General features: G+C 70.0%; 22 protein-coding genes. 7 read left to right on the forward strand and 15 right to left on the reverse strand.

The features are described 5' to 3' along the window. The first annotated feature begins 23 nt into the window (after window positions 1-23). Window positions 24-716: an ABC transporter permease gene (locus ABZ956_RS09545; RefSeq protein WP_361890466.1), complete on the forward strand. Its 693-nt coding sequence runs from the start codon at window positions 24-26 to the stop codon at window positions 714-716. Between the two features lie 84 nt (window positions 717-800). On the opposite strand, the gene ABZ956_RS09550 is transcribed toward ABZ956_RS09545, so the two are convergent. Next, window positions 801-1,070 carry a hypothetical protein gene (locus ABZ956_RS09550; RefSeq protein WP_361889488.1) on the reverse strand — a complete coding sequence of 90 codons (270 nt, stop codon included), beginning with the start codon at window positions 1,068-1,070 and terminating at the stop codon, window positions 801-803. A 160-nt stretch (window positions 1,071-1,230) separates the two neighbouring features. On the opposite strand from ABZ956_RS09550, the gene ABZ956_RS09555 reads away from it, so the two are divergent. Next, window positions 1,231-1,797, forward strand: a complete 567-nt coding sequence (locus ABZ956_RS09555; RefSeq protein ID WP_361889491.1) for a CAP domain-containing protein — start codon at window positions 1,231-1,233, stop codon at window positions 1,795-1,797. A gap of 25 nt (window positions 1,798-1,822) precedes the next feature. On the opposite strand, the gene ABZ956_RS09560 is transcribed toward ABZ956_RS09555, so the two are convergent. Beyond that, entirely contained in the window at window positions 1,823-2,899 is a 1,077-nt protein-coding gene (locus tag ABZ956_RS09560; protein WP_361889494.1) for a hypothetical protein, read from the reverse strand. 279 nt (window positions 2,900-3,178) lie between these two features. Here ABZ956_RS09560 and ABZ956_RS09565 point away from each other — a divergent pair, with 279 nt between their 5' ends. Then, a complete protein-coding gene (locus ABZ956_RS09565) occupies window positions 3,179-4,462 on the forward strand; it encodes an MFS transporter (RefSeq protein WP_361889497.1) in 1,284 nt (427 codons plus the stop codon). 20 nt (window positions 4,463-4,482) lie between these two features. Here ABZ956_RS09565 and ABZ956_RS09570 read toward each other — a convergent pair whose 3' ends face one another. The 4 genes from ABZ956_RS09570 to uvrB all read right to left on the reverse strand — a co-directional run bounded on the left by ABZ956_RS09570 (window position 4,483) and on the right by uvrB (window position 10,662). Continuing rightward, entirely contained in the window at window positions 4,483-5,502 is a 1,020-nt protein-coding gene (locus ABZ956_RS09570) for a TerC family protein (protein WP_361889500.1), read from the reverse strand. A gap of 112 nt (window positions 5,503-5,614) precedes the next feature. Then, window positions 5,615-7,555 carry a TerD family protein gene (locus ABZ956_RS09575; protein ID WP_361889503.1) on the reverse strand — a complete coding sequence of 647 codons (1,941 nt, stop codon included), beginning with the start codon at window positions 7,553-7,555 and terminating at the stop codon, window positions 5,615-5,617. 180 nt (window positions 7,556-7,735) lie between these two features. After that, window positions 7,736-8,314: a TerD family protein gene (locus ABZ956_RS09580; protein ID WP_361889506.1), complete on the reverse strand. Its 579-nt coding sequence runs from the start codon at window positions 8,312-8,314 to the stop codon at window positions 7,736-7,738. Between the two features lie 215 nt (window positions 8,315-8,529). Further along, complete coding sequence (gene uvrB / locus ABZ956_RS09585; RefSeq protein WP_361889509.1) at window positions 8,530-10,662, reverse strand: excinuclease ABC subunit UvrB; 2,133 nt, start codon at window positions 10,660-10,662, stop codon at window positions 8,530-8,532. A 231-nt stretch (window positions 10,663-10,893) separates the two neighbouring features. Here uvrB and ABZ956_RS09590 point away from each other — a divergent pair, with 231 nt between their 5' ends. The 4 genes from ABZ956_RS09590 to ABZ956_RS09605 all read left to right on the forward strand — a co-directional run bounded on the left by ABZ956_RS09590 (window position 10,894) and on the right by ABZ956_RS09605 (window position 14,361). Further along, window positions 10,894-11,886, forward strand: a complete 993-nt coding sequence (locus tag ABZ956_RS09590; protein ID WP_361889512.1) for a glycerophosphodiester phosphodiesterase family protein — start codon at window positions 10,894-10,896, stop codon at window positions 11,884-11,886. 44 nt (window positions 11,887-11,930) lie between these two features. Further along, the gene (locus ABZ956_RS09595; RefSeq protein WP_361889515.1) at window positions 11,931-12,503 is read left to right on the forward strand and encodes a methylated-DNA--[protein]-cysteine S-methyltransferase; all 573 of its coding nucleotides are present in this window, start codon (window positions 11,931-11,933) and stop codon (window positions 12,501-12,503) included. 101 nt (window positions 12,504-12,604) lie between these two features. Then, window positions 12,605-14,032, forward strand: a complete 1,428-nt coding sequence (locus tag ABZ956_RS09600) for a WGR domain-containing protein (protein ID WP_361889518.1) — start codon at window positions 12,605-12,607, stop codon at window positions 14,030-14,032. A gap of 56 nt (window positions 14,033-14,088) precedes the next feature. Further along, complete coding sequence (locus ABZ956_RS09605) at window positions 14,089-14,361, forward strand: DUF6343 family protein (protein ID WP_361889520.1); 273 nt, start codon at window positions 14,089-14,091, stop codon at window positions 14,359-14,361. A 45-nt stretch (window positions 14,362-14,406) separates the two neighbouring features. Here ABZ956_RS09605 and ABZ956_RS09610 read toward each other — a convergent pair whose 3' ends face one another. The 9 genes from ABZ956_RS09610 to rpsA form a co-directional block, all read right to left on the reverse strand. Continuing rightward, the gene (locus tag ABZ956_RS09610) at window positions 14,407-14,715 is read right to left on the reverse strand and encodes a hypothetical protein (RefSeq protein WP_361889523.1); all 309 of its coding nucleotides are present in this window, start codon (window positions 14,713-14,715) and stop codon (window positions 14,407-14,409) included. A gap of 13 nt (window positions 14,716-14,728) precedes the next feature. Further along, complete coding sequence (locus ABZ956_RS09615; protein ID WP_361889526.1) at window positions 14,729-15,463, reverse strand: hypothetical protein; 735 nt, start codon at window positions 15,461-15,463, stop codon at window positions 14,729-14,731. 6 nt (window positions 15,464-15,469) lie between these two features. After that, the gene (locus ABZ956_RS09620) at window positions 15,470-15,802 is read right to left on the reverse strand and encodes a type VII secretion target (RefSeq protein ID WP_361889529.1); all 333 of its coding nucleotides are present in this window, start codon (window positions 15,800-15,802) and stop codon (window positions 15,470-15,472) included. A 37-nt stretch (window positions 15,803-15,839) separates the two neighbouring features. Next, window positions 15,840-16,430, reverse strand: a complete 591-nt coding sequence (locus ABZ956_RS09625; RefSeq protein WP_361889532.1) for a hypothetical protein — start codon at window positions 16,428-16,430, stop codon at window positions 15,840-15,842. Between the two features lie 255 nt (window positions 16,431-16,685). Further along, window positions 16,686-17,060 (reverse strand): hypothetical protein, encoded by a 375-nt coding sequence (locus ABZ956_RS09630; RefSeq protein ID WP_361889535.1) that lies wholly within the window; start codon window positions 17,058-17,060, stop codon window positions 16,686-16,688. Between the two features lie 147 nt (window positions 17,061-17,207). Next, window positions 17,208-17,579 (reverse strand): tetratricopeptide repeat protein, encoded by a 372-nt coding sequence (locus ABZ956_RS09635; RefSeq protein WP_361889537.1) that lies wholly within the window; start codon window positions 17,577-17,579, stop codon window positions 17,208-17,210. A 96-nt stretch (window positions 17,580-17,675) separates the two neighbouring features. Then, a complete protein-coding gene (gene coaE, locus ABZ956_RS09640; RefSeq protein WP_361889540.1) occupies window positions 17,676-18,269 on the reverse strand; it encodes a dephospho-CoA kinase in 594 nt (197 codons plus the stop codon). A gap of 25 nt (window positions 18,270-18,294) precedes the next feature. Further along, the gene (locus ABZ956_RS09645) at window positions 18,295-19,239 is read right to left on the reverse strand and encodes a PAC2 family protein (protein WP_361889543.1); all 945 of its coding nucleotides are present in this window, start codon (window positions 19,237-19,239) and stop codon (window positions 18,295-18,297) included. Between the two features lie 175 nt (window positions 19,240-19,414). After that, window positions 19,415-20,920 (reverse strand): 30S ribosomal protein S1, encoded by a 1,506-nt coding sequence (gene rpsA, locus ABZ956_RS09650; RefSeq protein WP_225660109.1) that lies wholly within the window; start codon window positions 20,918-20,920, stop codon window positions 19,415-19,417. Between the last annotated feature and the right edge of the window lie 120 nt (window positions 20,921-21,040).

A 21,040-nucleotide genomic window follows, 5' to 3' on the forward strand; every position in this document is an offset into this window, starting at 1 on the left:
TCACCGCGGCCACCGCCCGCCGGGTGCTCCAGCAGTTATCCCGGGACCGGGGCAGCGTCGCGCTCATGCTGGTTATCCCGTGCATGCTCATGGTGCTGCTCAAGCTCATGTTCCATGACGCCGACGAGACCTTCGAGCGCGTGGGCACCCGGGTCTTCGGGGTTTTCCCGGTCGTCGTGATGTATCTGGTCGCCTCGGTGTCCACGCTGCGGGAACGGACCTCGGGCACCGCCGAGCGCTTGCTCACCCTGCCGGTTCAACGCCTCGACATCATCCTGGGATACAGCCTGGCCTTCGGGTTCCTGGCACTGCTCCAGGCGGTGCTGTCCACCGTGCTGGCGATCGGCCCGCTGGGGCTGGACATCAAGGGGCCCGCGTATCTGCTCATGGTCATCGCCATACTCGGAGCTCTGCTCGGCCTGGCCCTCGGGCTGCTCGTCAGCGCCTTCGCGCGCAACGAATTCCAGGCCGTACAGTTCCTCCCCGCCGGCGTCCTGCCGCAGTTCCTGGTCTGCGGACTGTTCGTGCCCAGGGACGAGATGCACGGTGTCCTCGATGCTCTGGCACAGATGATGCCCATGACCTACGCGGTGCAGGCGGCCGCCGAGGCCGCCACGCACGAGGGCATCACCGGCCTTTTCGTCCGTGACGCCGTACTGGTCCTGCTGTGCGTCGTCGGCGTCCTCGTGGCCAGCGCCGCCACACTCAAGCGCTGAGGACCGGCGCCGGGCAACAGTGCGTGGGGTACGGCCTTGTCCGTACCCCACGCGCCATGCTGTCCGCTCAGGTGGATCCGCCGCTCAGTCCCAGCCCCCGCCGTTGGACGTCTCCCACTGGAAGCCACCACTGACATTGGCGTTGCGGGGGATATCGAACGGGCCGAAATGAATCGGTCGCCCATCGTGATCGCCCGGATCTCTGACACTCACCGCGGATGATGACGACGGCGCGGCGGACACCGATGCGGCACCGCCTCCCGTGGCCAATCCGGCCGCCACGAGAACAACGATCGCAGCGCGACGAAGGAACGACATTGCCAACTCCCTGGATCGGAAAAGGATCAGGAACACCGCCCACCATATGCGCCTGCCGGGGACGGGCGGACCGGGAATCCCGACCGCTTCCCTCGAAGGAGGCAATGCAATCGGCACAGCACATCAAACGCGTATCGCCTTGTCTGCCTTACCAGTTGGGCGACAATGCGCTGCCATTCGCCCATACAATGCGTGAATGACCCATCTCGCCATGGTGGCCGCCGCGACAACTCTGGCCTTGCTGAGCACTTTTCCGTCCTCGGGTGACCCCACTCCGCCACCGGCTCCCTGGTCCTACAAACCGCCGAAGCATCACGTATGGAGACCCGGCCACCCGCCTTCCGGGCACGCGCATTCCACGGAACGGCCCGCGTCGAACTCCGGTTATCGGAGCATCCTCATTCAGCTGGTCAACCACGAGCGAAGGAAAGCGCACTGCCCGGCGGTGCGTCCGCACCCGGCGCTCAACAAGGCGGCCCAGAATCACAGCGCGTACATGGCGCGTACGCAGACCCTCTCCCACACGGAGGCCGGCGGTCCCGGCCCCGGCCGCCGCATGAGGGCAGCCGGCTACAGGGCCGGCCAAGCCGGTGAGAACCTCGTCGCGGGGCCGAAGGATCCGGCGGCGGCCGTGCGGGCGTGGATGAACAGCGCCCCGCATCGCGCCTCCCTCCTGACCTGCCCGTTCCGCCACGCGGGCGTCGGCCGTGAGTCAGGCGGAAACGGGCCGTGGTGGACTCTGCTGCTGGCCGCGCCACGCTGAGACCGCCTCGTCCGCCGCCTTGGGTTCACAGCACCTGGTCGTCCCACCACCAGGCGACGGCAGGCGCCAGGGGAAGGGGCGTGTCATGGCTGTCGGCAGGCGCTTGAGCCCATTCGAGTGGTGCTTCGTCCATGGCATCCGGGACATGCCCCAGGCTCAAATAGCGGGGCACGCGAAGCCCCCACTCGGCATTGCCCCTGATTCCGTACCGCAAGCCCTGGAGATAGCCGGCCAGTTCGACGCCGGCTCGCGGCCTGATCCGGTCGTGCACCCGCATGAACCTGGTCAGCACCCGGTCCCTGATGCGGGTCGCCGCCTCCACCGCCTCCGGCAGCGACATCTGCTGATGGCGCATGAGCACGTTGTAGATGTTCTGATCGGTATGACCCCGGGACAGCTCCTTGCGCAGCGAGTGCCGGTCGTTGTCCAGCGCGGCCACCATGATGGCCATTTCCGTCAGAGCCCGCACCGCGGGCCGCCGCAATTCCGCGTCCGGCACCTCGAGCCCGGTGGCCAACTCCAGCATGGCGAAGGTCGGCTCACCGCCGGCCGCCAGGATTCTCATGGCCAGATATTCGTCCAGCTCGGGCATGCGATCCGCGGCCTGGTTGCCGATTTGCCAGCAGACACCCGACAACCACGCACGGTGCGCGTCGGTGAAGCGACGAACCTGCGCAGCCGTACCGAAGGACCGGAAACGGCCGATGATGTCCTGCAGCGGTCCGATGAACCGCTCTCCCGCATCGAAGGCGGTAGGCGACTCCGCAGCCCGCTGCACCATACCGGCCAACGCGTTGAACCGGGCAGGATTCCTGCTCAGAGGCCCGTTGTCACACCGTGCGTCATCGAAGGCGAAACCCCAATACACCCACAGCGACGTCGCCAGCAGACGGTCGTCGGCCGCGACAGGAGCGAAACGGGCATAGAAATCGGTGCTGTGCGTTGCCACCACCCAGGACTCTTCGTGCTCGGAAGCACACATGCCACTCTCCCGGATCCACCGCACGGCCTGCGCGTCGACCTGGCGGGCGTGCCGATGGACAGCCGACTCCAGTGGGCAATAGAGGGCGGGGAGATCTGTCTCGGCGACGGTAAGCACCATGCCGCAGGTCCTTTACTCGAAGACGACGAACCCTCCCCATCCTCGGTTCTGCCGCATACCCCTCGAGAAGTCCTCGCCGCGTTTCGCGGACAACCACCCGAAAAAGGAAAGCACCTAGCGATATTGACACCTTCCGTCGCGCCGGGCGGGTAGCACGCCGTCCGCGCGGGAGGCGGACGGCGCCTTCCCCGCGCGCCCCCGGCAGCACTTCCGAGCGCCCCGTTTCCTGTGGCCCGCCCGGAAGTTGGGCAGTACATGCATCGTGACCGTTCCCCGGCCATGTTCCGTCTGGCAGCCGCGTCCATGACCGGCACCGCCATCGAGTTCTACGACTTCTTCGCCTACGGCACCGCGGCCGCCCTCGTCCTGGGCCCGCTGTTCTTCCCCACCGTCTCCCCCCTCCTCGGCACCCTGGCCGCCTTCGGCACCTTCGGCGTCGGATTCATCGCCCGCCCGCTGGGATCCGTGCTCTTCGGCCACATCGGCGACCGGCTCGGCCGCCGTCCGGTGCTCATCTCGTCCCTGCTGCTGACGGGCGTCGCGACCGTCGCCGTCGGCCTGGTGCCCACCTACCAGGACATCGGGATCGCCGCCCCCGTGCTGCTGCTCGTCCTGCGCTTCCTGCAAGGTCTGGGGCTGGGCGGCGAGTGGGGCGGCGCCGTCCTGCTGACGGCCGAGCACGCGCCCGCGCACCGCCGTGCGCTGTGGGCGAGCTTCCCCCAGGTCGGCCCGACCGTGGGTTTCCTGCTCGCCAACGGCATCACCCTGGGCTTGTCGACCGCGCTCACCGACGCCCAGTTCCTGTCCTGGGGCTGGCGCGTGCCGTTCTGGGCGGCGGGCGTCCTGGCGGCGGTGGGGCTGCTGCTGCGCACCCAGCTCACCGAGACCCCGGACTTCCGCGAACTGACCGCGAACGAGACCCGCTCCTCGCAGCCCTTCGCGGAGGTCATCCGCGGCCACTGGCGGCTCGTCCTGCTCACCGCCGGCGGCCTGTCCATGGGCTATGCCGTCTTCTACACGGTCACCACCTGGTCCCTGGCCTACGGCACCGAACGGCTCGGCGTCGACCGCACGGTCATGCTCGGCTGCATCATGGTGTCGGTCGCCGCCTCGGGCGCGGCCACTCCCCTGGTCGCCCTGATCGGCGACCGCGTCGGGCGCCGCCCGATGTGCCTGGCCGGCTGCACCGCCGTCGCCCTGTGGATGTTCCCGCTGATCGGCCTGTTGCGCACCGGCCGGCCCGCGCTGATGCTGCTGGCCTTCGTTGTCGCGATGCTGGCCTTCATCACCGCCTTCGGCGTCGTCGGCGCCTATCTGCCCGAGCTGTACGACGCCAGGGTGCGCTGCACGGGAGCGGCCGTCGGCTACAACCTGGCGGGCGTGCTGGGCGGTGCCGTCACCCCGCTGGTCGCGACCGCGACGGCCCGGGGCGACGGGCCGCCCTGGGGCGTCGCGGTCTATCTGACCGGCGTGGCCCTGGTCAGCCTGGCCTGCTTCCTGATGCTTCCCGAGACCCGTCCCAGGGTCGCGGTGGGCGCGACCCCCGACGCGGCACCCGCCTGAGGGGACCGGGCGCCCGCCCGTCAGACGCGGGCGCTCTCCCGCTCGCCCTCGGTCTCACCGGCGGACTCGACGGCGGCCTCGGCCGCCTCGGCCCGTGCCTGCTTGGCGGAGGCCCGCAGGCTGGTGACGGTCGTGACGACCAGCACCGCGCAGATGACACCGAGCGAGACCGGGATGCTGATCTCGGGGACCCCGACGCCGTTCTCGTGCAGGGCGTGCAGGACGAGCTTGACGCCGATGAAGCCGAGGATGACCGACAGGCCGTACGAGAGGTGGACCAGCTTCTTCAGCAGGCCGCCTATGAGGAAGTACAGCTGCCGCAGGCCCATGAGCGCGAAGGCGTTGGCGGTGAAGACGATGTACGGGTCCTGGGTGAGGCCGAAGATCGCCGGTATGGAGTCCAGCGCGAACAGCACGTCCGTGGTGCCGATCGCCAGCATGACGATCAGCATCGGGGTCATCAGCCGCTTGCCGTTCTCGGCGATGAACAGCTTGGTGCCGTGGTACCGGTCGGTGGAGGGGAAGCGCCGCTCCACCAGCTTGAGAAAGCGGTTCTCCTCGAACTCCTCTTCCTCCTCGTCGGCACGCGCCTCCTGGATGAGCTTCCACGCCGTCCAGATGAGGAAGGCGCCGAAGAGGTAGAAGACCCAGGAGAAGTTGGCGATGATCGCCGCGCCGGCGCCGATGAAGACGGCCCGCAGCACCAGGGCGATGAGCACGCCGACCATGAGCACCCGCTGCTGGTACACCGTCGGCACCGCGAACTTGGCCATGATCAGGACGAACACGAAGAGGTTGTCGACGCTCAGCGACTTCTCGGTGATGAAGCCCGCGAAGAACTCGCCGGCCGGCTGCCCGCCGCCGAAGACCAGGAGCCCCAGCCCGAACAGCCCGGCCAGGGCGACCCAGACCACCGTCCAGATGCCGGCTTCCTTGAGGGAGACCTCGTGCGGCTTGCGGCCGCCTATGAAGAAGTCGGCGGCGATGAGGGCACACAGACCAAGGATGGTCAGGGCCCACAGGGTCAGGGAGACGTCCACTGTTCCTCCGGTACGTCGTACGGGCGTACGGCAGTTCCCAGAACAGTACAGGAACACCCAAGAAACAGTAAAGAAAAACCCAAAACCCCAGCTCAGTTGGCGTGTCGTGGCGTCAGATCCCGTACGCCTTCCGGGCCTGGCCGACCTGCCACAGCACCTGCCGCACCACATCGCTGCCCACCGGCACCGACGGAGGCTCGTACGTCCACGCGTGCCCCACCCACGGGTCGGCGAGGTGGTCGTCCGGCACCGGCGTGATCCGCAGCAGGGAGCGCCACAACGGGTCCAGGACCGGCCCGTAGGCCCGCGCGTCCTCCCGGTCGGCGACCATCAGCAGATGCACGCCCACGGCCGGCCCCTCGTCCGCGAGGTAGCGCAGCTGTGTGACGGCACGGTCGTCGAAGCCGTGCGGGAAGTCGTTGACGATCAGCAGCTGCTCGGACGTGTCGAGATCCGCTGGAAGGGAGTCCAGCGCACCGCTGCGCACCGCCATCTGCACCAGGTCCACGCGCCGCGTCAGCCGCGCCAGCACCTCGGTCACCCCCCGTGCCCCGGCCGCCGGCGGCTCACGGAGCGCCCCGTACTCCAGCAGCGGAGCCAGCGCGGCCCCGGCCGTGCCCGCGGGGTCGATGACGTGCACCGAATAGTCGCCGACGGGGTGGACGGCCAGGAGCCGCACGGCATGGGCGACCGCACAGTCCATCGCCAGCCTGCGCACCTCGGAGGAATCCAGCAGACCCGCCTCGGGACCGCCCTGGGAGCGCCCCGCGTCGACCCACAGCCCGCGCTCCAGCGGCAGCCGCACCAGCATGGGGATGCGCAGGTCCCTGCGCTCCGGCAGATGCACATCCCCCAGCCGCAGCGCCATCGGCCTCTCCAGCGGCACCTGGTAGCCCTGCCAGGCGGGGCTGTCCCAGCGCGCGAAGGCGGGCGGCAGGGCGTGCTCGACGACCTCGGCCTCGGCGGCGAGCTGGGTCAGGTCACGGTCGAGCGCGGCCCGCGCCTGGTCCACCAGCTGCGCCTGCCGGGCCCGCGCCTCCTGGCGGACCGCGTCGGCGGCGGGGCCCACGCGGGTGGCCGGGTCGGACAGCACCCGGTCCAGCTCCTGCTCCAGGCGTGACTCCGCGAAGTCGACGGTGCTGCGGTAGGAGGCGGTCGTACGGGCCAGGTCCTCGAACATGCCCCAGACCTGGTTGTAGAGCCGCTCGTCCATGGTCCAGCCCGTGGCATCACCCGCGACGGGCCTGGGCGGCTGCCCGGGCTCGGCGGGCGCGGCGACGGGGGCCGGGTCGGGAGGCGTGGAGGTCCGCCGGCCGGGGTGCCGGTAGCTGATCGGGCCCGCGCCGGCCGACGGCTGCGACGCGGCGGCCACTGAGTCGCCCGGCCCGGGCACCTGCGCGGCGGCCGGGTCCGCCGCCGGGCGTGCGTCCGCCGGGGCGGCCCGGCGGGCCGCGCTCTCGCCCGCGGAGCGCTGCGCCGGCGGCACGGAGACCGCCCGGGCCATGCCCTGGGCGACGGCCTCCTCGATGCCGGCCGCCATCTGGGCCGCCCCGGGCAGCCCCTGGTCGTGCAGCATCGCCGCCAGGCCGTCCGCGTACCCCTGGCCGACGGCACGCACCTTCCACGCGCCCTGCCGGCGGTACAGCTCCAGGGCGACCACCGCCGACTCGGCGTCCAGGTCGGTGATGGTGTAGCTGGCGACCTCCGCGCCGTCGACGCCGGTGACCGCCAGGAATGGGGCCGCCATAGCGCCGAAGCGCGGCGGCGTGCCCGTGCCGGCCGGCAGGGCGAGCAGCACGTTGACCCGGTGGGCGGCCTCCGGGAGGGCGTCCAGGTCGACAGCCAGCCGGTGCTCGGCAGCGGCCTGCCGGGACACCTCCAGGCCCGGGAGCCGCGGCGAGGCGGGGTGGGCGACCCACTCGGCGCCGGGGACCCTGCCGTCCGCGTCGCCGAGCGTCGCCCCCGCCACCACCGGTTGGCCCGCCGAGACCCGGATCTCCAGTCGGGTCCCGGACAGCGGGTGGTTCTGCCCCCGCACCAGCTCGGCCGTCATCGCCGCTTCCCCCTTGTCATGTCGGCTCGCTGTGCCACGGGCCCGGCGGATGCCGCTCCGCCGGGCCCGGCTCGTACTGCTCTTGGGTCCGTACTTGCTGTGGACGCGCCCCGGGGCCGCCTTGAGGGCGGCCCGGCGGGCCCGTCCGTCGTCGCGCCGGTCGGGGCCGGCGCGGCCCGGCTACAGGGTGGCCTGGATCTCCGCCAGCAGGTCCTGGAAGGTGCGGCCGTTGGCCGGAGTGCCGATGGCCGTCATCTGCCAGCCGTTGCCCACGCGGTGCACCTTCGCCATGATCTGCGCGGTGTAGGGGCCGCCGCCGTCCAGGGTGTAGCGCGCCAGCTCCTGGCCGGTGCCCTCGTCGACCAGGCGGCAGAAGGCGTTGCGGACCTCGGCGAACGTCTGGCCGGTGAAGGAGTTCACCGTGAAGACGATCTGGTTGACGTGCACGGGCACGCGCTGCAGGTCGACGAGGATCGACTCGTCGTCACCGCCCTGGCCCGCGCCGCCGACCAGGTTGTCGCCGGTGTGGCGCACCGAGCCGTCCTTGCTCACCAGCTGCTGGAAGAAGGCGACGTCGACCGGCTGCTTGTCGGCGAAGAGCACCGCCGAGGCGTCGAGGTCGATCTCCTTCGTCCGCGTACCGAACAGCCCGCGGCGAGGGGCCGCCTGCCAGCCCAGCCCCATCCGCACCGCGGTCAGGGTGCCCCCGTCGGCCTTCTGCAGGCTGATGCCCTGGCCCTTGGACAAGTTGACCGTCACGCGCAGTCCCTCTCTCGTTCGTTCGTCCCCGTGACCACGCGTGCGCGCGGCCTCCATGAACGACCCTATGCACTGCCGGGGAGTGGGTACTCACCCGAGGGGGGTTTGTGGCGGTCTTGCAACATGCCCCGCCCGACGTGCCGTACCCTGCCCCGCCCGCCCCCTTCGTCCCGCCCGGCCCGCCCGTCCCGCGGGCGGGCCGGCCGTACGGCCCGTCAGGCCAGGCCCGCCTCCCGCATCTGCCGCAGCTCCTTCTTCAGCTCGCCGACCTCGTCGCGCAGCCGGGCGGCGACCTCGAACTGCAGCTCCGCGGCCGCGGCCCGCATCCGGTCGGTCATTTCCTCGATGAGCTGAGCCAGTTCGGCGGCCGGCCGGTCCGTAGGAACCGCTTCCTTCGCCTTGCCCTTGGCCTTGCCCTTGGCGCCCGCGCCGGAGGCCACGGTGGGCACGGGGGCCTTGCCCTTGTCCTTGCCGGTCTGGCGGTAGCCCGAACCGAGGAGTTCCTGGGTGTCGATCTCCTCGCGGGCGAGCGTGGCGACGATGTCGCCGATCTTCTTGCGCAGCGGCTGGGGGTCGATCCCCCGCTCCGTGTTGTACGCGATCTGCTTCTCGCGGCGGCGGTTGGTCTCCTCGATGGCCTTCTCCATCGCGGGAGTGATCTTGTCGGCGTACATGTGCACCTGGCCGGAGACGTTGCGCGCCGCGCGCCCGATGGTCTGGATCAGGGACGTCCCGGAGCGCAGGAAGCCCTCCTTGTCGGCGTCCAGGATGGCCACCAGGGAGACCTCCGGGAGGTCGAGGCCCTCACGGAGCAGGTTGATGCCCACCAGAACGTCGAACTCGCCGGCCCGCAGCTCGCGCAGCAGCTCGACGCGGCGCAGCGTGTCGACGTCGCTGTGCAGATAGCGCACCTGGATGCCCAGCTCCAGGAAGTAGTCCGTGAGGTCCTCCGCCATCTTCTTGGTCAGCGTGGTGACCAGGACACGCTCGTCGCGCTCGGTCCGGGTGCGGATCTCGTGCACCAGGTCGTCGATCTGGCCCTCGGTCGGCTTGACGACGACCTCGGGGTCGACGAGGCCGGTGGGGCGGATGATCTGCTCTACGAAGCCGTCGCCGCGCGAGAGCTCGTACTTGCCGGGCGTCGCGGAGAGGTAGACGGTCTGGCCGATGCGCTCGGTGAACTCCTCCCACTTCAGCGGCCGGTTGTCCATGGCCGACGGCAGGCGGAAGCCGTGCTCGACGAGCGTGCGCTTGCGGGAGGCGTCGCCCTCGTACATGGCCCCGATCTGGGGGACGGTGACGTGCGACTCGTCGATGACGAGGAGGAAGTCCTCGGGGAAGTAATCGAGGAGGGTGTTCGGCGGGGAGCCGGGCTCGCGGTCGTCCATGTGCAGCGAGTAGTTCTCGATGCCGGAGCAGGAGCCGACCTGACGCATCATCTCGATGTCGTAGGTGGTCCGCATGCGCAGCCGCTGGGCCTCCAGGAGCTTGCCCTGCTTCTCCATGCGGGCGAGGGTCTCCTCCAGCTCGGCCTCGATCCCCGCGATGGCCTTCTCCATGCGCTCGGCGCCGGCGATGTAGTGGCTGGCGGGGAAGACGTACAGCTCCTGGTCGTCGGAGATGACCTCGCCGGTGAGGGGGTGGAGCGTGGACAGCGCCTCGATCTCGTCACCGAACATCTCGATGCGGACGGCCAGCTCCTCGTAGACCGGGAAGATCTCGATGGTGTCGCCGCGCACCCGGAAGGTGCCCCGCGTGAAGGCCATGTCGTTGCGCGTGTACTGGATCTCCACGAAGCGGCGCAGCAGCTCGTCCCGGTCGGTCTCCTGGCCGACCTTGAGCGGCACCATGCGGTCCACGTACTCCTGCGGCGTACCCAGGCCGTAGATGCAGGACACGGACGCCACCACCACGACGTCACGCCGGGTGAGCAGCGAGTTCGTCGCCGAGTGGCGCAGCCGCTCGACCTCTTCGTTGATCGAGGAGTCCTTCTCGATGTACGTGTCCGACTGCGGGACGTACGCCTCGGGCTGGTAGTAGTCGTAGTACGAGACGAAGTACTCGACGGCGTTATTCGGCAGGAGCTCGCGGAACTCGTTGGCGAGCTGGGCCGCGAGCGTCTTGTTGGGCGCCATGACGAGCGTCGGCCGCTGGAGCTTCTCGATCATCCACGCCGTGGTCGCCGACTTTCCGGTGCCGGTGGCACCGAGCAGGACGACGTCCTTCTCCCCCGCCCGGATGCGTCGCTCGAGCTCGGCGATGGCCGTGGGCTGGTCACCGCTGGGCTGGTAGGAGCTGACGACCTCGAAGGGCGCCACCTTGCGTTCGATCTTGGATACGGGCCGCATGAGACCACCGTACGGCCCACCACTGACAACGGCCTCGTGCCCGGCGTTCCGCCCCTGTTTTCCGGGGCGAACGCCCGGCGAAAAGTCGGCAAAGGGTCCCGCCTGCGGGTGCCCCGCCCGTCGCGGGCCAGTAGGAGTTTCGTGTACGACTTTCCGTGCACGCCGTACGACGTTCCGTACACGAGGCCCGGGGCGCCGCCGGCCCGGGCCCGGCCGCCGCGAGGAGCCCTTATGCGCATCCGCACCGTCTCCGCCGTGACCAGCGCACTTCTCGGCCTGTCCCTCACCACGCTCGCCTCCGCCTCCACGGTCGGCGTCGCCACCCCCGCGCACGCCACGGCCGACGACCGGGCCGTCCCGGTGGCCATCGGGCACCGGGGGGTTCCGGTCCAGGCACCGGAGAACACTGTCGCGTCGATCGACAGAGCGGCCCGGCTGGGCGTCGAGTGGGTGGAGAACGACGTCCAGCGCACCAAGGACGGCGTCCTGATCGTCATGCACGACACCACCCTGGAGCGCACGACCGACGTCAAGCGGCGGTATCCCAGGCGCGCGCCCTGGAAGATCGCGGACTTCACCCTGGCAGAGATCAAGAAGCTGGACGCGGGCAGCTGGTACGGCCACCGCTTCGCCGGCGAGCGGGTGCCCACCCTCAGCCGCTACCTGCGGCAGGTCGACCGCAACGGCCAGAAGCTGCTCCTGGAGGTGAAGGCCCCGGAGCTGTACCCCGGCATCGAGCGGCAGCTGGTGACGGAGCTGCGGCGGGCCGGCTGGCTGGACCGCCGGCACGTCAAGAGCAGGCTCGTCGTCCAGAGCTTCAACGCCTCGTCCCTGAAGAAGCTGCACACGCTCCGTCCGGACATCAAGAAGGGCTTCCTGGGCGCCCCGAAGCCCGCCCAGCTCCGCTCGTACGCCGCCTTCGCCGACCAGATCAACCCGAATCACAAGGGCGTCACCGCCTCCTGGGTGCGTTCCGTCCACGCGCTCAAGGGCCCGCACGGGCGGCGTCTGGAGGTCTCGGCGTGGACCGTGGACGACGCCGACCGGGCGGTCCTGCTCGCCCGTATGGGCGTGGACGGCATCATCAGCAACGCTCCCCACGTCGTCGCCGACGCGCTGGCCGAGGACGCCGGTGACCCGTCGCTCCTGTCGGACGACTCCTCCGAGCTGTCCGGCTTCCCGGGCCTGTCCGGGGTGGCCTCGGTCCTGGACTCCACCTTCTGAACCGCCCCCGGGACACCGGCAGGGGACGCTCTACGCTGGATGGCGTGACGGAATCCGAGCGCCCCCTGCCGGCCACCGCCCGCGCGTGGGCCTGGACGACGATCGACACGCCGGTGGGCCCCCTGGGGCTGGCCGCGACCACGGACGGCCTGGTCAACGTCGTCTTCCATGCCGACGGCGAGCTCGCCGCCCGTTCCGTCGACCGCCTGGCCCGCGTCCTGGGCTCCGCGCCCGCCTCCCCGCCCTCCGCCTGCCACGACGTCCTGGCCGAGGCGTCGGCGCAGCTGCGGGCCTATTTCGACGGCCGCCTGCACGTCTTCTCGCTGCCCCTGGACTGGTCCCTGACCGCCGGCTTCAACCGCCGCGCCCTGCACGAACTCCTCGATCACGTCCCCTACGGCACCCTCGTCGCCTACCAGGACCTGGCCGACCGGGTGGGCGAGCCCGGTGCGGCCCGTGCCGTGGGCGTGGCCATGGGCAGCAACCCGCTGCCCGTCGTCGTGCCCTGCCACCGCGTCGTCGAAAGCAACGGCGGCCTGGGCGGCTTCGGCCCCGGTCTGGAGGCCAAACGCACCCTGCTGGCACTCGAAGGCGTCCTTCCGGAACCGCTGTTCTGACAGCCGCGCCACCTCGGCCGGGCCCGATTGTCAGTGGCACGCCCTAGCGTTCCCCTCACTGCAGACCGGTCGCCGCGACCGGCGGGGAGAGGGGCATTGCCATGTCGTCGGACACCACGTATCTGGAGCTGTCCCAGGACGGCGGCGGAGCGCACAAGTTCTACGAAGTCGTCGTCGCCGGCACGACGGTGACGGTGCGCTACGGCCGGATCGGGGCGGCCGGGCAGGCCCAGACGTCCACCTTCCCGACCGTGGAGAAGGCGCGGGCCGCCGCCGCCAAGAAGGTGGGCGAGAAGGTGCGCAAGGGCTACGCACCGGCCGTGCGGGGCGGCCGCGCGGCCCGTGCGGTGACGCGCCGCCAGGTCACCTCCGCGCCCTCCACCGCGCGGGCCGTGGCTCCGGTGCTGTGGCGCTTCCGCACGGGAGCGGCCGCGTTCGGCATCCACATCGGCGAGGACCGCTGCTGGGTCGGCAATCAGTCCGGCGACGTCTACACCCTCGGGCACGATGGCGAGGTGCTGGCCCGCTATCGGCTGCCGGACGGCGTCAAGTGCCTGGTGGCCGACGACTTCTGGATCTACGCCGGCTGCGACGACGGCACCGTCTACGACCTCTCCAGCAAACTGCCGTTCGCCGCCTACGAGATCGCCTCCGACGTCGACATCTTCTGGCTCGACATCCGCGAGGGCGTGCTCAACGTGGCCGACCGCGACGGCGGGCTGACCGTCATCGACCACGAGGACGAGTACCAGTGGTCACGCAGGAGCACCGGAGCGCACGCCTGGATGGTGCGCCGCGACGAGCGCGCCGTCTACCACGGCCACGCGCGCGGGGTGACGGCCTACGCCCAGGACGGCGGCGGCGAGCTGTGGCACACCCCGACCAACGGCTCCGTGCTCTTCGGCTGGCAGGAGGACCACTCCGTCTACGCGGGCACCCACCACAACGTCGTCCAGCGCCTGTCCAAGGTCAGCGGAGCCATCGAGGCGACGTACCCCTGCGACTCGGCGGTCTACTCCTGCGCCACCGCCCCGGGCGGCCGCTACGTCTTCGCCGGTGACTCCGCCTCCTCCGTCTACTGCTTCGCCGCCGACGGCACCCGCCTGTGGAAGCTGGGCACGGGCGGCGGCTCGGCGCTGTCCATGCAGTACCTCGACGAGAAGCTGTACATGGTCACCACGGACGGCTCCCTGGTCTGCGTCGACGCCACGGAGGCCGCCATCGCCGCCGCACAGTCCGGCACGGTCCCCGTGCCCCTGGACGTCAAGTCCGCCGCCGCCCTGCCCACGTACGCCCCGTCCGCCACCGTCCGGACGGTCGCCACCCCGCCCGCCTCGGGCATCGTGGTCGAATGCGTCCAGGAAGCCGGCCGGCTGCGCGTCCACGTCGTCTCGGGCGGCTACGACCCCACCTGGAACGTGCAGTTCCCCCGCCACATACGCCAGCCCGGCGCCCGCTACGTCGTCGAGGCCCTCTCCCCCGCCTCCGGCTTCTACCGCGTCCGCGGCGAGATCCAGCGCCTGCTCTGAGGCCGGCCCCCTCTTCCCCGGACAGGGTGGATCCTGGGAGGAGGAGATGGTGTGCCATGCGTACGGGCAATGAACCGATCACCGCCCGCAGCCCCCTGCGGCTGCGCTGCGGTCTGGCCGCGTTCGGCCTGGTCTGGGCCCTGGCCGGAGCCCTCCTCTTCGCGGCCGCCGGCCGCCCGGGGTGGGCGATCGCCTGCGGGGTGGTGGCGGCGGTGGCGGCCACCGACCTGGCCGTCGTGATCCGGCACATCCGGCAGGGGCCGCACTACCAGCCGGGGCGGGACGTCCCGCCGTACGAGCCGGTCAAGGGCAAGAGGCCCGAAGGGTAGGGGCTAGGGCCCTGGCGGGGAGCCACCAGGGCCCCCAGGCCCCGCTCAGGCCCCCTCGGCGTCCAGCGAGCTACGGGCGTCCGCCAAGCAGCGGTCGCGCTCCTCTTCGGTCATGCCCTCCCACGCCTTGTGCGCCACGTGGGCGTGCTCGCCCAGCGCATCAGCGTAAGCGCCCACCCGCACGGCCTCGCGCAGGCCCACCCGACCGGAGAGGACCTCACGCGCCATCTCCTGGAGGACGTCGCCCGCACCACCGGCGGCCAGATGCTGCAGGGCCTTGTGGACCACTCGGGCCTGCTCGCGGTCCCTGCCCGGAGCCAGGAACTCTTCGAACCCCACCTCTTGTTCAGGCATACGCCCTCCTGTCTCAGACCGCCGGGTGGTCATAGCTCGCCCGGGGCAGGGGAAACGCGTTGAGTTTCGCCATGACCTCACCACCGATATGTCCCATGACCGCGTAACTGCTGTTCATGGCCAGCTGGGCGGCGCTGATGAGCCTGGTCATCCGCTCCCACTCCTTGATGATGACCCGGGCTTCCATCGCCCCCAGGGCATAGCCCATCGCCGCGGCGCACCCGGTCCAGCCGAGCGCTGTGGTAGCCGCTGCCGTGATGGACGCGGTCACCAGAGCATCGACGATCGCACTGACGCATCCTCCGATCGCCTGACCGGTGAGCGAGATCGACTGCGCGACGGCGCGGTACTCGTCGCCCATCCTCTCCAGCGCTTCCCGCACATCCTCGAGGTTCTTCCGCAAGGCATCGAGGTAGAGAAGTGCGGCTTCGGCCGCGTTACCGTCCCACGTCCTGGCGACGCTTCTGCGGCCGGACTCGACATTGCGCGCCACAGCACCGCATGCCTGGCCCATGTGCTGCCACGACTCGGCGCATTTGGCGTAGGCCGCCCAGTCCCCGGCCAGCTGCCGCTGGGCCCATTCGACGGGATTCTCCGGCAGCATCAGCTCGGCCAGCTTGAGAAACCACCCGCCCGGACTCAGGACATCACAGACCGCGTTGAGCGAAAGCAGGGGGTCGGTGAACTCCTCCGGCTTCCGCGGCGGAACCAGGTACTCCGTCGGCTGCGCCACATCGGCGAATTGCACAGCAGGTCAGCGCCTCTCCCGCGAGTACCCGGCGTCCAGGGAAGCGGCCACGGCGTGATCGGTACAGCGGTAGTAAGTGGCAGCGGCACGCATCTCTTCCGAGGACTCGGTCAAGATGCCGGAGAGATGCTTCAGAGCCCGCAGTACCTCGTGGCGTAATCCGTCGTGACCGTCGACGGCAAGGGCGAAGAGCCCATTCTGCCGGCCGGTGATGTGCGTGAACTTCCCGGCGTAGTTCAGCACTTCCCGCGCATCTTCGGCTCCCCGGTAGATCTGACGAGCGAAGGCTTCCAACTGTCCCGAGTCGACCCGCAGTTCCCGTAGTTCCCGTAGTTCCATCCGACCACCCTCCCGGCTCGAAAGCATGCCGATTCCATCAATGGGAAATGAGCGCCAGCGCGAAGCACAGCGCCAAGCCCGCGACCGCTACCCTCCGCAGCCATCTGAGACAGACCGCGACCGCCGGCTGCAAACGCAGCAATGACCTGAGTGCGTGGAGTTCCTCCGCGGTTTTCGCGTGAATCCCGACGACGACGGTCGCCATCCCCAAGCAGACAAGGAGAGCCCCGCCAAAGGCACAGGCCAGCCAGCTCCAGAACGCACGCCAGCCGATGACGTAGTACTCGAAGTCCTCGCGATACACCCGTACACGCTCGCCCGGCACATAGGAGCCTTGAAGCTCGGCATCATCGCGTACGGTCCGCCCGTTCTGCGCCCGATAGACGCCGACACACACGTCCCGGTCGACGTCACTGTGCCTCTCACGCGTGGTACGCACCCAGCAGCGCTCCACGGTCAGAGTGCCCTTGTCGGTCACATGCCCCGCGGCCTTCTCCGCCTCCGCGCTCGAGGCGGCGACCAACAGCAGGCCGGCGAGCACCCAGCCGACGCCCAAGGCCCGGGCCTTGTACCGGGGCCCGGACGGGGGCGCGACGGGACTGACACCGAGCAGTTCCGGCATGGCCATGGACGGTCTCCTGGGGGCGGCTCGACGAGCAAGATCGAGACGACCACGCTATGCACGAACGGACGAGGCAACCGCACACCGCTCCCCCTGCACCCCCGCCCCACGCAGGGCCCTCAGCCCCCAAAGCACCTGCATGCACCGTTTCTCCAGAGGCAACCCGCGACACAGGAGCCCCTCACACCCCTCACCCGATAGGACGAAGCGATCAGCCCACCGGCCGCGCACCACCCTGCCCGAGCCGGGCTCGGGCCGCGCTCAGCTTGTCGTTGAACGTTCGGCATCAGAGGCCATCGATGTCCGCAGGATGCGTAGCCATCGTCGGCAGACCGCATGGGTGACGGGTTCGAACAGCTCGGGGCTCGAGATTTCGACGAGGAACTGGGTCAGCAGGTCCTGGTGTTCTTCCTCAACGTGCACCTGGTCCTCGAAATGCACGGCCTGTGCCCAGTCGACGAGCTGGCCGGGGCTCGCGAGCCCAGTAGTGACCCTTTCCGTGGCAGCAACGGCGTGGCCACGATGGAAGATGACAGCCAATGGCGATTCGCCCTGCCGGGTATCTCTGATGAGCCCAGAGAGCTCACCGTTCCACTGCACGAGGTCCTCAAGGGGTCGGCTTCCGTTCGCGTCCATGGTGCCCATCCTGCTTGACCGCGTGGTCATCGGGCCTGCCTGGCCGGGCCGGGACGGTTTCGATGCACCGGCGGGAGAGCCGACACTTCCGCGAGCGCTTCCGATCAGGTTCGGGCCATGTTCGACCCCGGACCGTAAACAACAAGCTCAGCCCTTGTCCCCGAACCGGGCCGCCGCCAGGAAGTCCGGGCGGGGGTCCAGGGCCGCGGCGAGGCGGAAGTGGCGGAGGGCTTCGGTGGGGCGGGCGGCGCGCTGGAGGGTGCGGGCCAGGGCGAAGTGGGCGAAGGCGTTGTCCGGCTCGCGTTCGAGGACGAGCTGGAATTCGAGCTCGGCGGGCCGGAGTTGGGCCGTGGCGAAGAAAGCGCGAGCGCGCAGCAGGCGGGCCGCGGTGTTCTCGGGGTGGGCGGAGATGACGGAGTCGAGCAGCTTGATGGTGCCGCGCGGGTCACCGGCGTCCAGCAGCTGCTCCGCCGCCCGGAAGTCGATCACATGGGTCTCGGGCGTCGTCCGCTCGGTCACGTCCGTCTCCTTTCGCCGCCAGGTCCCGCCGCAGGTCTCGCCGCAGCCGCACAACGTCGTCACGCAACGTCGTCGCAGCGGCACAACGTCCTCGCCCTACGACCTATTCCGCAGCTCCTCCCACACCGCCCTGACCCTGGGCTCCAGCTCCTCGAGCGGGCCGTCGTTGTCGATGACCAGGTCGGCGACGGCCAGCCGCTGCTCGCGGGTGGCCTGGGCCGCCATGCGGGCCCGGGCTTCGTCGGGGGTCATGCCGCGCAGGCGCACGAGCCGGTCGAGGCGGGTCTCGGTGGAGGCGTCCACGACCAGGACCAGGTCGAACAGGGGGGCGAGGCCGTTCTCGGCGAGGAGGGGGACGTCGTGGACGACGACGGCGTCCGGGCCCGCGGCGGCTTCCAGCTCGGCGGAGCGGGCGCGGACCAGGGGGTGCACGATGGCGTTGAGGGCGGCGAGCCTGCCCGGGTCGGCGAAGACGATCGCGCCGAGCTTCGGACGGTCGAGCGCGCCCTCGGGGGTGAGGACGCCGGGGCCGAACTCGGCGACCACGGCCGCCAGTCCGGGCGTGCCCGGCGCCACCACTTCCCGCGCGATCTTGTCGGAGTCGACGAGCACCGCTCCGTAGGAGACGAGGAGGCGCGACACCTCGCTCTTGCCCGCGCCGATTCCGCCTGTGAGGCCCACCTTCAGCATGGGCCCCACGCTATCGGGCCGGCGGTCAGCGGCCGCCGTCGCCCTCCCTGTCGGCGAGGAAGCGCTCGAATTCCGCGCCCAGTTCGTCGGCGGAGGGCAGGTCGACGGGCTCGGCGACGAGGTTGCCGCGGGTTTCCGCGCCGGCCACCGCGTCGTACTGGTGCTCGAGGCCCCGTACGAGGGCGACGAGCTCGTCGTCGCCCTCGGCGAGCTGGCGCTCGATCTCCTCCTGGGTGCGCAGCGCCTCCGTGCGCAGGGAGTGCGCGGCGTCGGGCAGGACGAGGCCCGTCGCGGCGGTGATCGCCTCAAGTGCGGTCAGCGCCGCGTCCGGGTAGGGGGAGCGGGCGATGTAGTGGGGGACGTGGGCGGCGACGCCCAGGACGTCGTGGCCGGCCTCGGCCAGGCGGTACTCGACGAGCGACTCGGCGCTGCCGGGTACCTGGGCCTCGTCGAAGTAGCTGCGGTGGCCCGGCATCAGGTCCGTGCGGTTGCCGTGCGGGGTGATGCCGACGGGACGCGTGTGGGGGACGCCCATGGGGATGCCGTGGAAGTTGACGGACAGGCGTACGCCCAGGCGTTCCACCAGCTGTCGCACGGCGACCGCGAAGCGCTCCCATTCCACGTCCGGCTCGGGGCCGGTGAGCAGGAGGAAGGGGGCGCCCGTCGTGTCCTGGACCAGGCGGAGCTCGATCTTCGGGACCTCGTAGGCGCTCCAGCGGTCGCGTTCGAAGGTCAGCAGGGGGCGGCGCGCGCGGTAGTCGATGAGCCGGTCGTGGTCGAAGCGGGCCACGACCTGGTGCGGCAGGCCGTCCAGCAGCCGCTTGACGATCTGGTCGCCCGTCTCACCGGCGTCGATGTAGCCGTCGAAGTGGTAGAGCATGACCAGCCCGGCCGTGTCCTGGGCCAGGGCCAGGTCGGCTACGGCGAGCCCCTTGGGCTCCCATTCGTACAAACCCTGCGGATCCAACACAGTGACCGTTCCTCCTCATGTTCCGTACGGAAGAACGTCCTTGAAGGGCGCGGGCATTCCCCGTCCGGGCCGCCAAGAGGATCACCGGGGCCGGAAGGAGGGCATGAGTAAGGCCCGCCCTCCAAGGAGAGCGGGCCTTACTTCAGTCAGCTGTCAGCTGCTGCCGGTCAGAGCCTCAGCTCTGGCCGCCGGCGAGCTTCTCGCGGAGCGCGGCGAGCGCCTCGTCCGACGCCAGGGCGCCGGAGTTGTCGGCCGACTCCGAGGAGTACGAACCGCCGGAGACGTTGCCGGCACCCGAGGCGGCGGCCGGAGCGGCAGCGCCCTCGGCAGCGGCCTGCTCGTCGGCCTCGCGGGACTTGATGACCTGCGCCTGGTGCTGCTCGAAGCGCTGCTGCGCCTCGGCGTACTGGCGCTCCCACTCCTCGCGCTGCTTCTCGTAGCCCTCGAGCCAGTCGTTGGCCTCGGGGTCGAAGCCCTCGGGGTAGATGTAGTTGCCCTGGTCGTCGTAGGACGCGGCCATGCCGTACAGGGTCGGGTCGAACTCGACCACGGACGGGTCGGCACCGAAGGACTCGTTGGCCTGCTTCAGCGAGAGGCTGATGCGGCGGCGCTCGAGGTCGATGTCGATGACCTTGACGAAGATCTCGTCGTTGACCTGGACGACCTGCTCCGGGATCTCCACGTGGCGCTCGGCCAGCTCGGAGATGTGGACCAGGCCCTCGATGCCCTCGTCGACGCGCACGAACGCACCGAAGGGAACGAGCTTGGTGACCTTACCCGGGACGACCTGACCGATCTGGTGGGTCCGGGCGAACTGCTGCCACGGGTCTTCCTGGGTCGCCTTGAGCGACAGGGAGACGCGCTCGCGGTCCATGTCGACGTCGAGGACCTCGACGGTGACTTCCTGGCCGACCTCGACAACCTCGGACGGGTGGTCGATGTGCTTCCAGGAGAGCTCGGAGACGTGGACGAGACCGTCGACGCCACCCAGGTCCACGAAGGCACCGAAGTTGACGATGGAGGAGACGACGCCGGAGCGCACCTGACCCTTCTGCAGGGTGGTGAGGAAGGTCTGGCGGACCTCGCTCTGGGTCTGCTCCAGCCAGGCACGGCGGGACAGGACCACGTTGTTGCGGTTCTTGTCCAGCTCGATGATCTTGGCCTCGAGCTCCTTGCCCACGTAGGGCTGGAGGTCGCGGACGCGGCGCATCTCGACCAGGGAGGCCGGGAGGAAGCCACGGAGGCCGATGTCGAGGATGAGACCACCCTTGACGACCTCGATGACGGTGCCGGTGACGATCCCGTCCTCTTCCTTGATCTTCTCGATGGTGCCCCAGGCGCGCTCGTACTGGGCGCGCTTCTTCGAGAGGATCAGGCGACCTTCCTTGTCCTCCTTCTGGAGAACCAGGGCCTCGATCTCGTCGCCGACCTTGACGACCTCGTTCGGGTCGACGTCGTGCTTGATCGAGAGCTCGCGGGAGGGGATCACACCCTCGGTCTTGTAACCGATGTCGAGCAGGACCTCGTCCCGGTCGACCTTCACGATGACGCCGTCGACGATGTCGCCGTCGTTGAAGTACTTGATCGTCTCGTCGATCGCGGCGAGGAAGGCTTCCTCGTTACCGATGTCGTTGACCGCAACCTGCGGGGTGGTGGCGGTGGTCTCGGTGCTGCTCGTCATGTGGGAAAGGGCTCCGGTACGGACATTGAAGTCGTAGGTACTGCTACGCCGTGGGCCCGTATCGCACCGCCGAAGCCGGACAGCCTTGGAGGCGCAGTCTCCGAAAGGGCCCTAAGACCC

This window comes from Streptomyces sp. NPDC046261 (assembly GCF_040646235.1).
In the GTDB taxonomy this organism is placed as follows: Bacteria; Actinomycetota; Actinomycetes; order Streptomycetales; family Streptomycetaceae; genus Streptomyces.

Coding starts and splice junctions, on each gene's coding strand:
- ABZ956_RS09555 (WP_361889491.1), top strand. CDS start 1,231: ATGACCCATCTCGCCATGGTGGCCGCCGCGACAACTCTGGCCTTGCTG.
- ABZ956_RS09560 (WP_361889494.1), bottom strand. CDS start 2,899: ATGGTGCTTACCGTCGCCGAGACAGATCTCCCCGCCCTCTATTGCCCA.
- ABZ956_RS09565 (WP_361889497.1), top strand. CDS start 3,179: ATGTTCCGTCTGGCAGCCGCGTCCATGACCGGCACCGCCATCGAGTTC.
- ABZ956_RS09575 (WP_361889503.1), bottom strand. CDS start 7,555: ATGACGGCCGAGCTGGTGCGGGGGCAGAACCACCCGCTGTCCGGGACC.
- uvrB (WP_361889509.1), bottom strand. CDS start 10,662: ATGCGGCCCGTATCCAAGATCGAACGCAAGGTGGCGCCCTTCGAGGTC.
- ABZ956_RS09590 (WP_361889512.1), top strand. CDS start 10,894: ATGCGCATCCGCACCGTCTCCGCCGTGACCAGCGCACTTCTCGGCCTG.
- ABZ956_RS09600 (WP_361889518.1), top strand. CDS start 12,605: ATGTCGTCGGACACCACGTATCTGGAGCTGTCCCAGGACGGCGGCGGA.
- ABZ956_RS09605 (WP_361889520.1), top strand. CDS start 14,089: ATGCGTACGGGCAATGAACCGATCACCGCCCGCAGCCCCCTGCGGCTG.
- ABZ956_RS09610 (WP_361889523.1), bottom strand. CDS start 14,715: ATGCCTGAACAAGAGGTGGGGTTCGAAGAGTTCCTGGCTCCGGGCAGG.
- ABZ956_RS09620 (WP_361889529.1), bottom strand. CDS start 15,802: ATGGAACTACGGGAACTACGGGAACTGCGGGTCGACTCGGGACAGTTG.
- ABZ956_RS09625 (WP_361889532.1), bottom strand. CDS start 16,430: ATGGCCATGCCGGAACTGCTCGGTGTCAGTCCCGTCGCGCCCCCGTCC.
- ABZ956_RS09630 (WP_361889535.1), bottom strand. CDS start 17,060: ATGGACGCGAACGGAAGCCGACCCCTTGAGGACCTCGTGCAGTGGAAC.
- coaE (WP_361889540.1), bottom strand. CDS start 18,269: ATGCTGAAGGTGGGCCTCACAGGCGGAATCGGCGCGGGCAAGAGCGAG.
- rpsA (WP_225660109.1), bottom strand. CDS start 20,920: ATGACGAGCAGCACCGAGACCACCGCCACCACCCCGCAGGTTGCGGTC.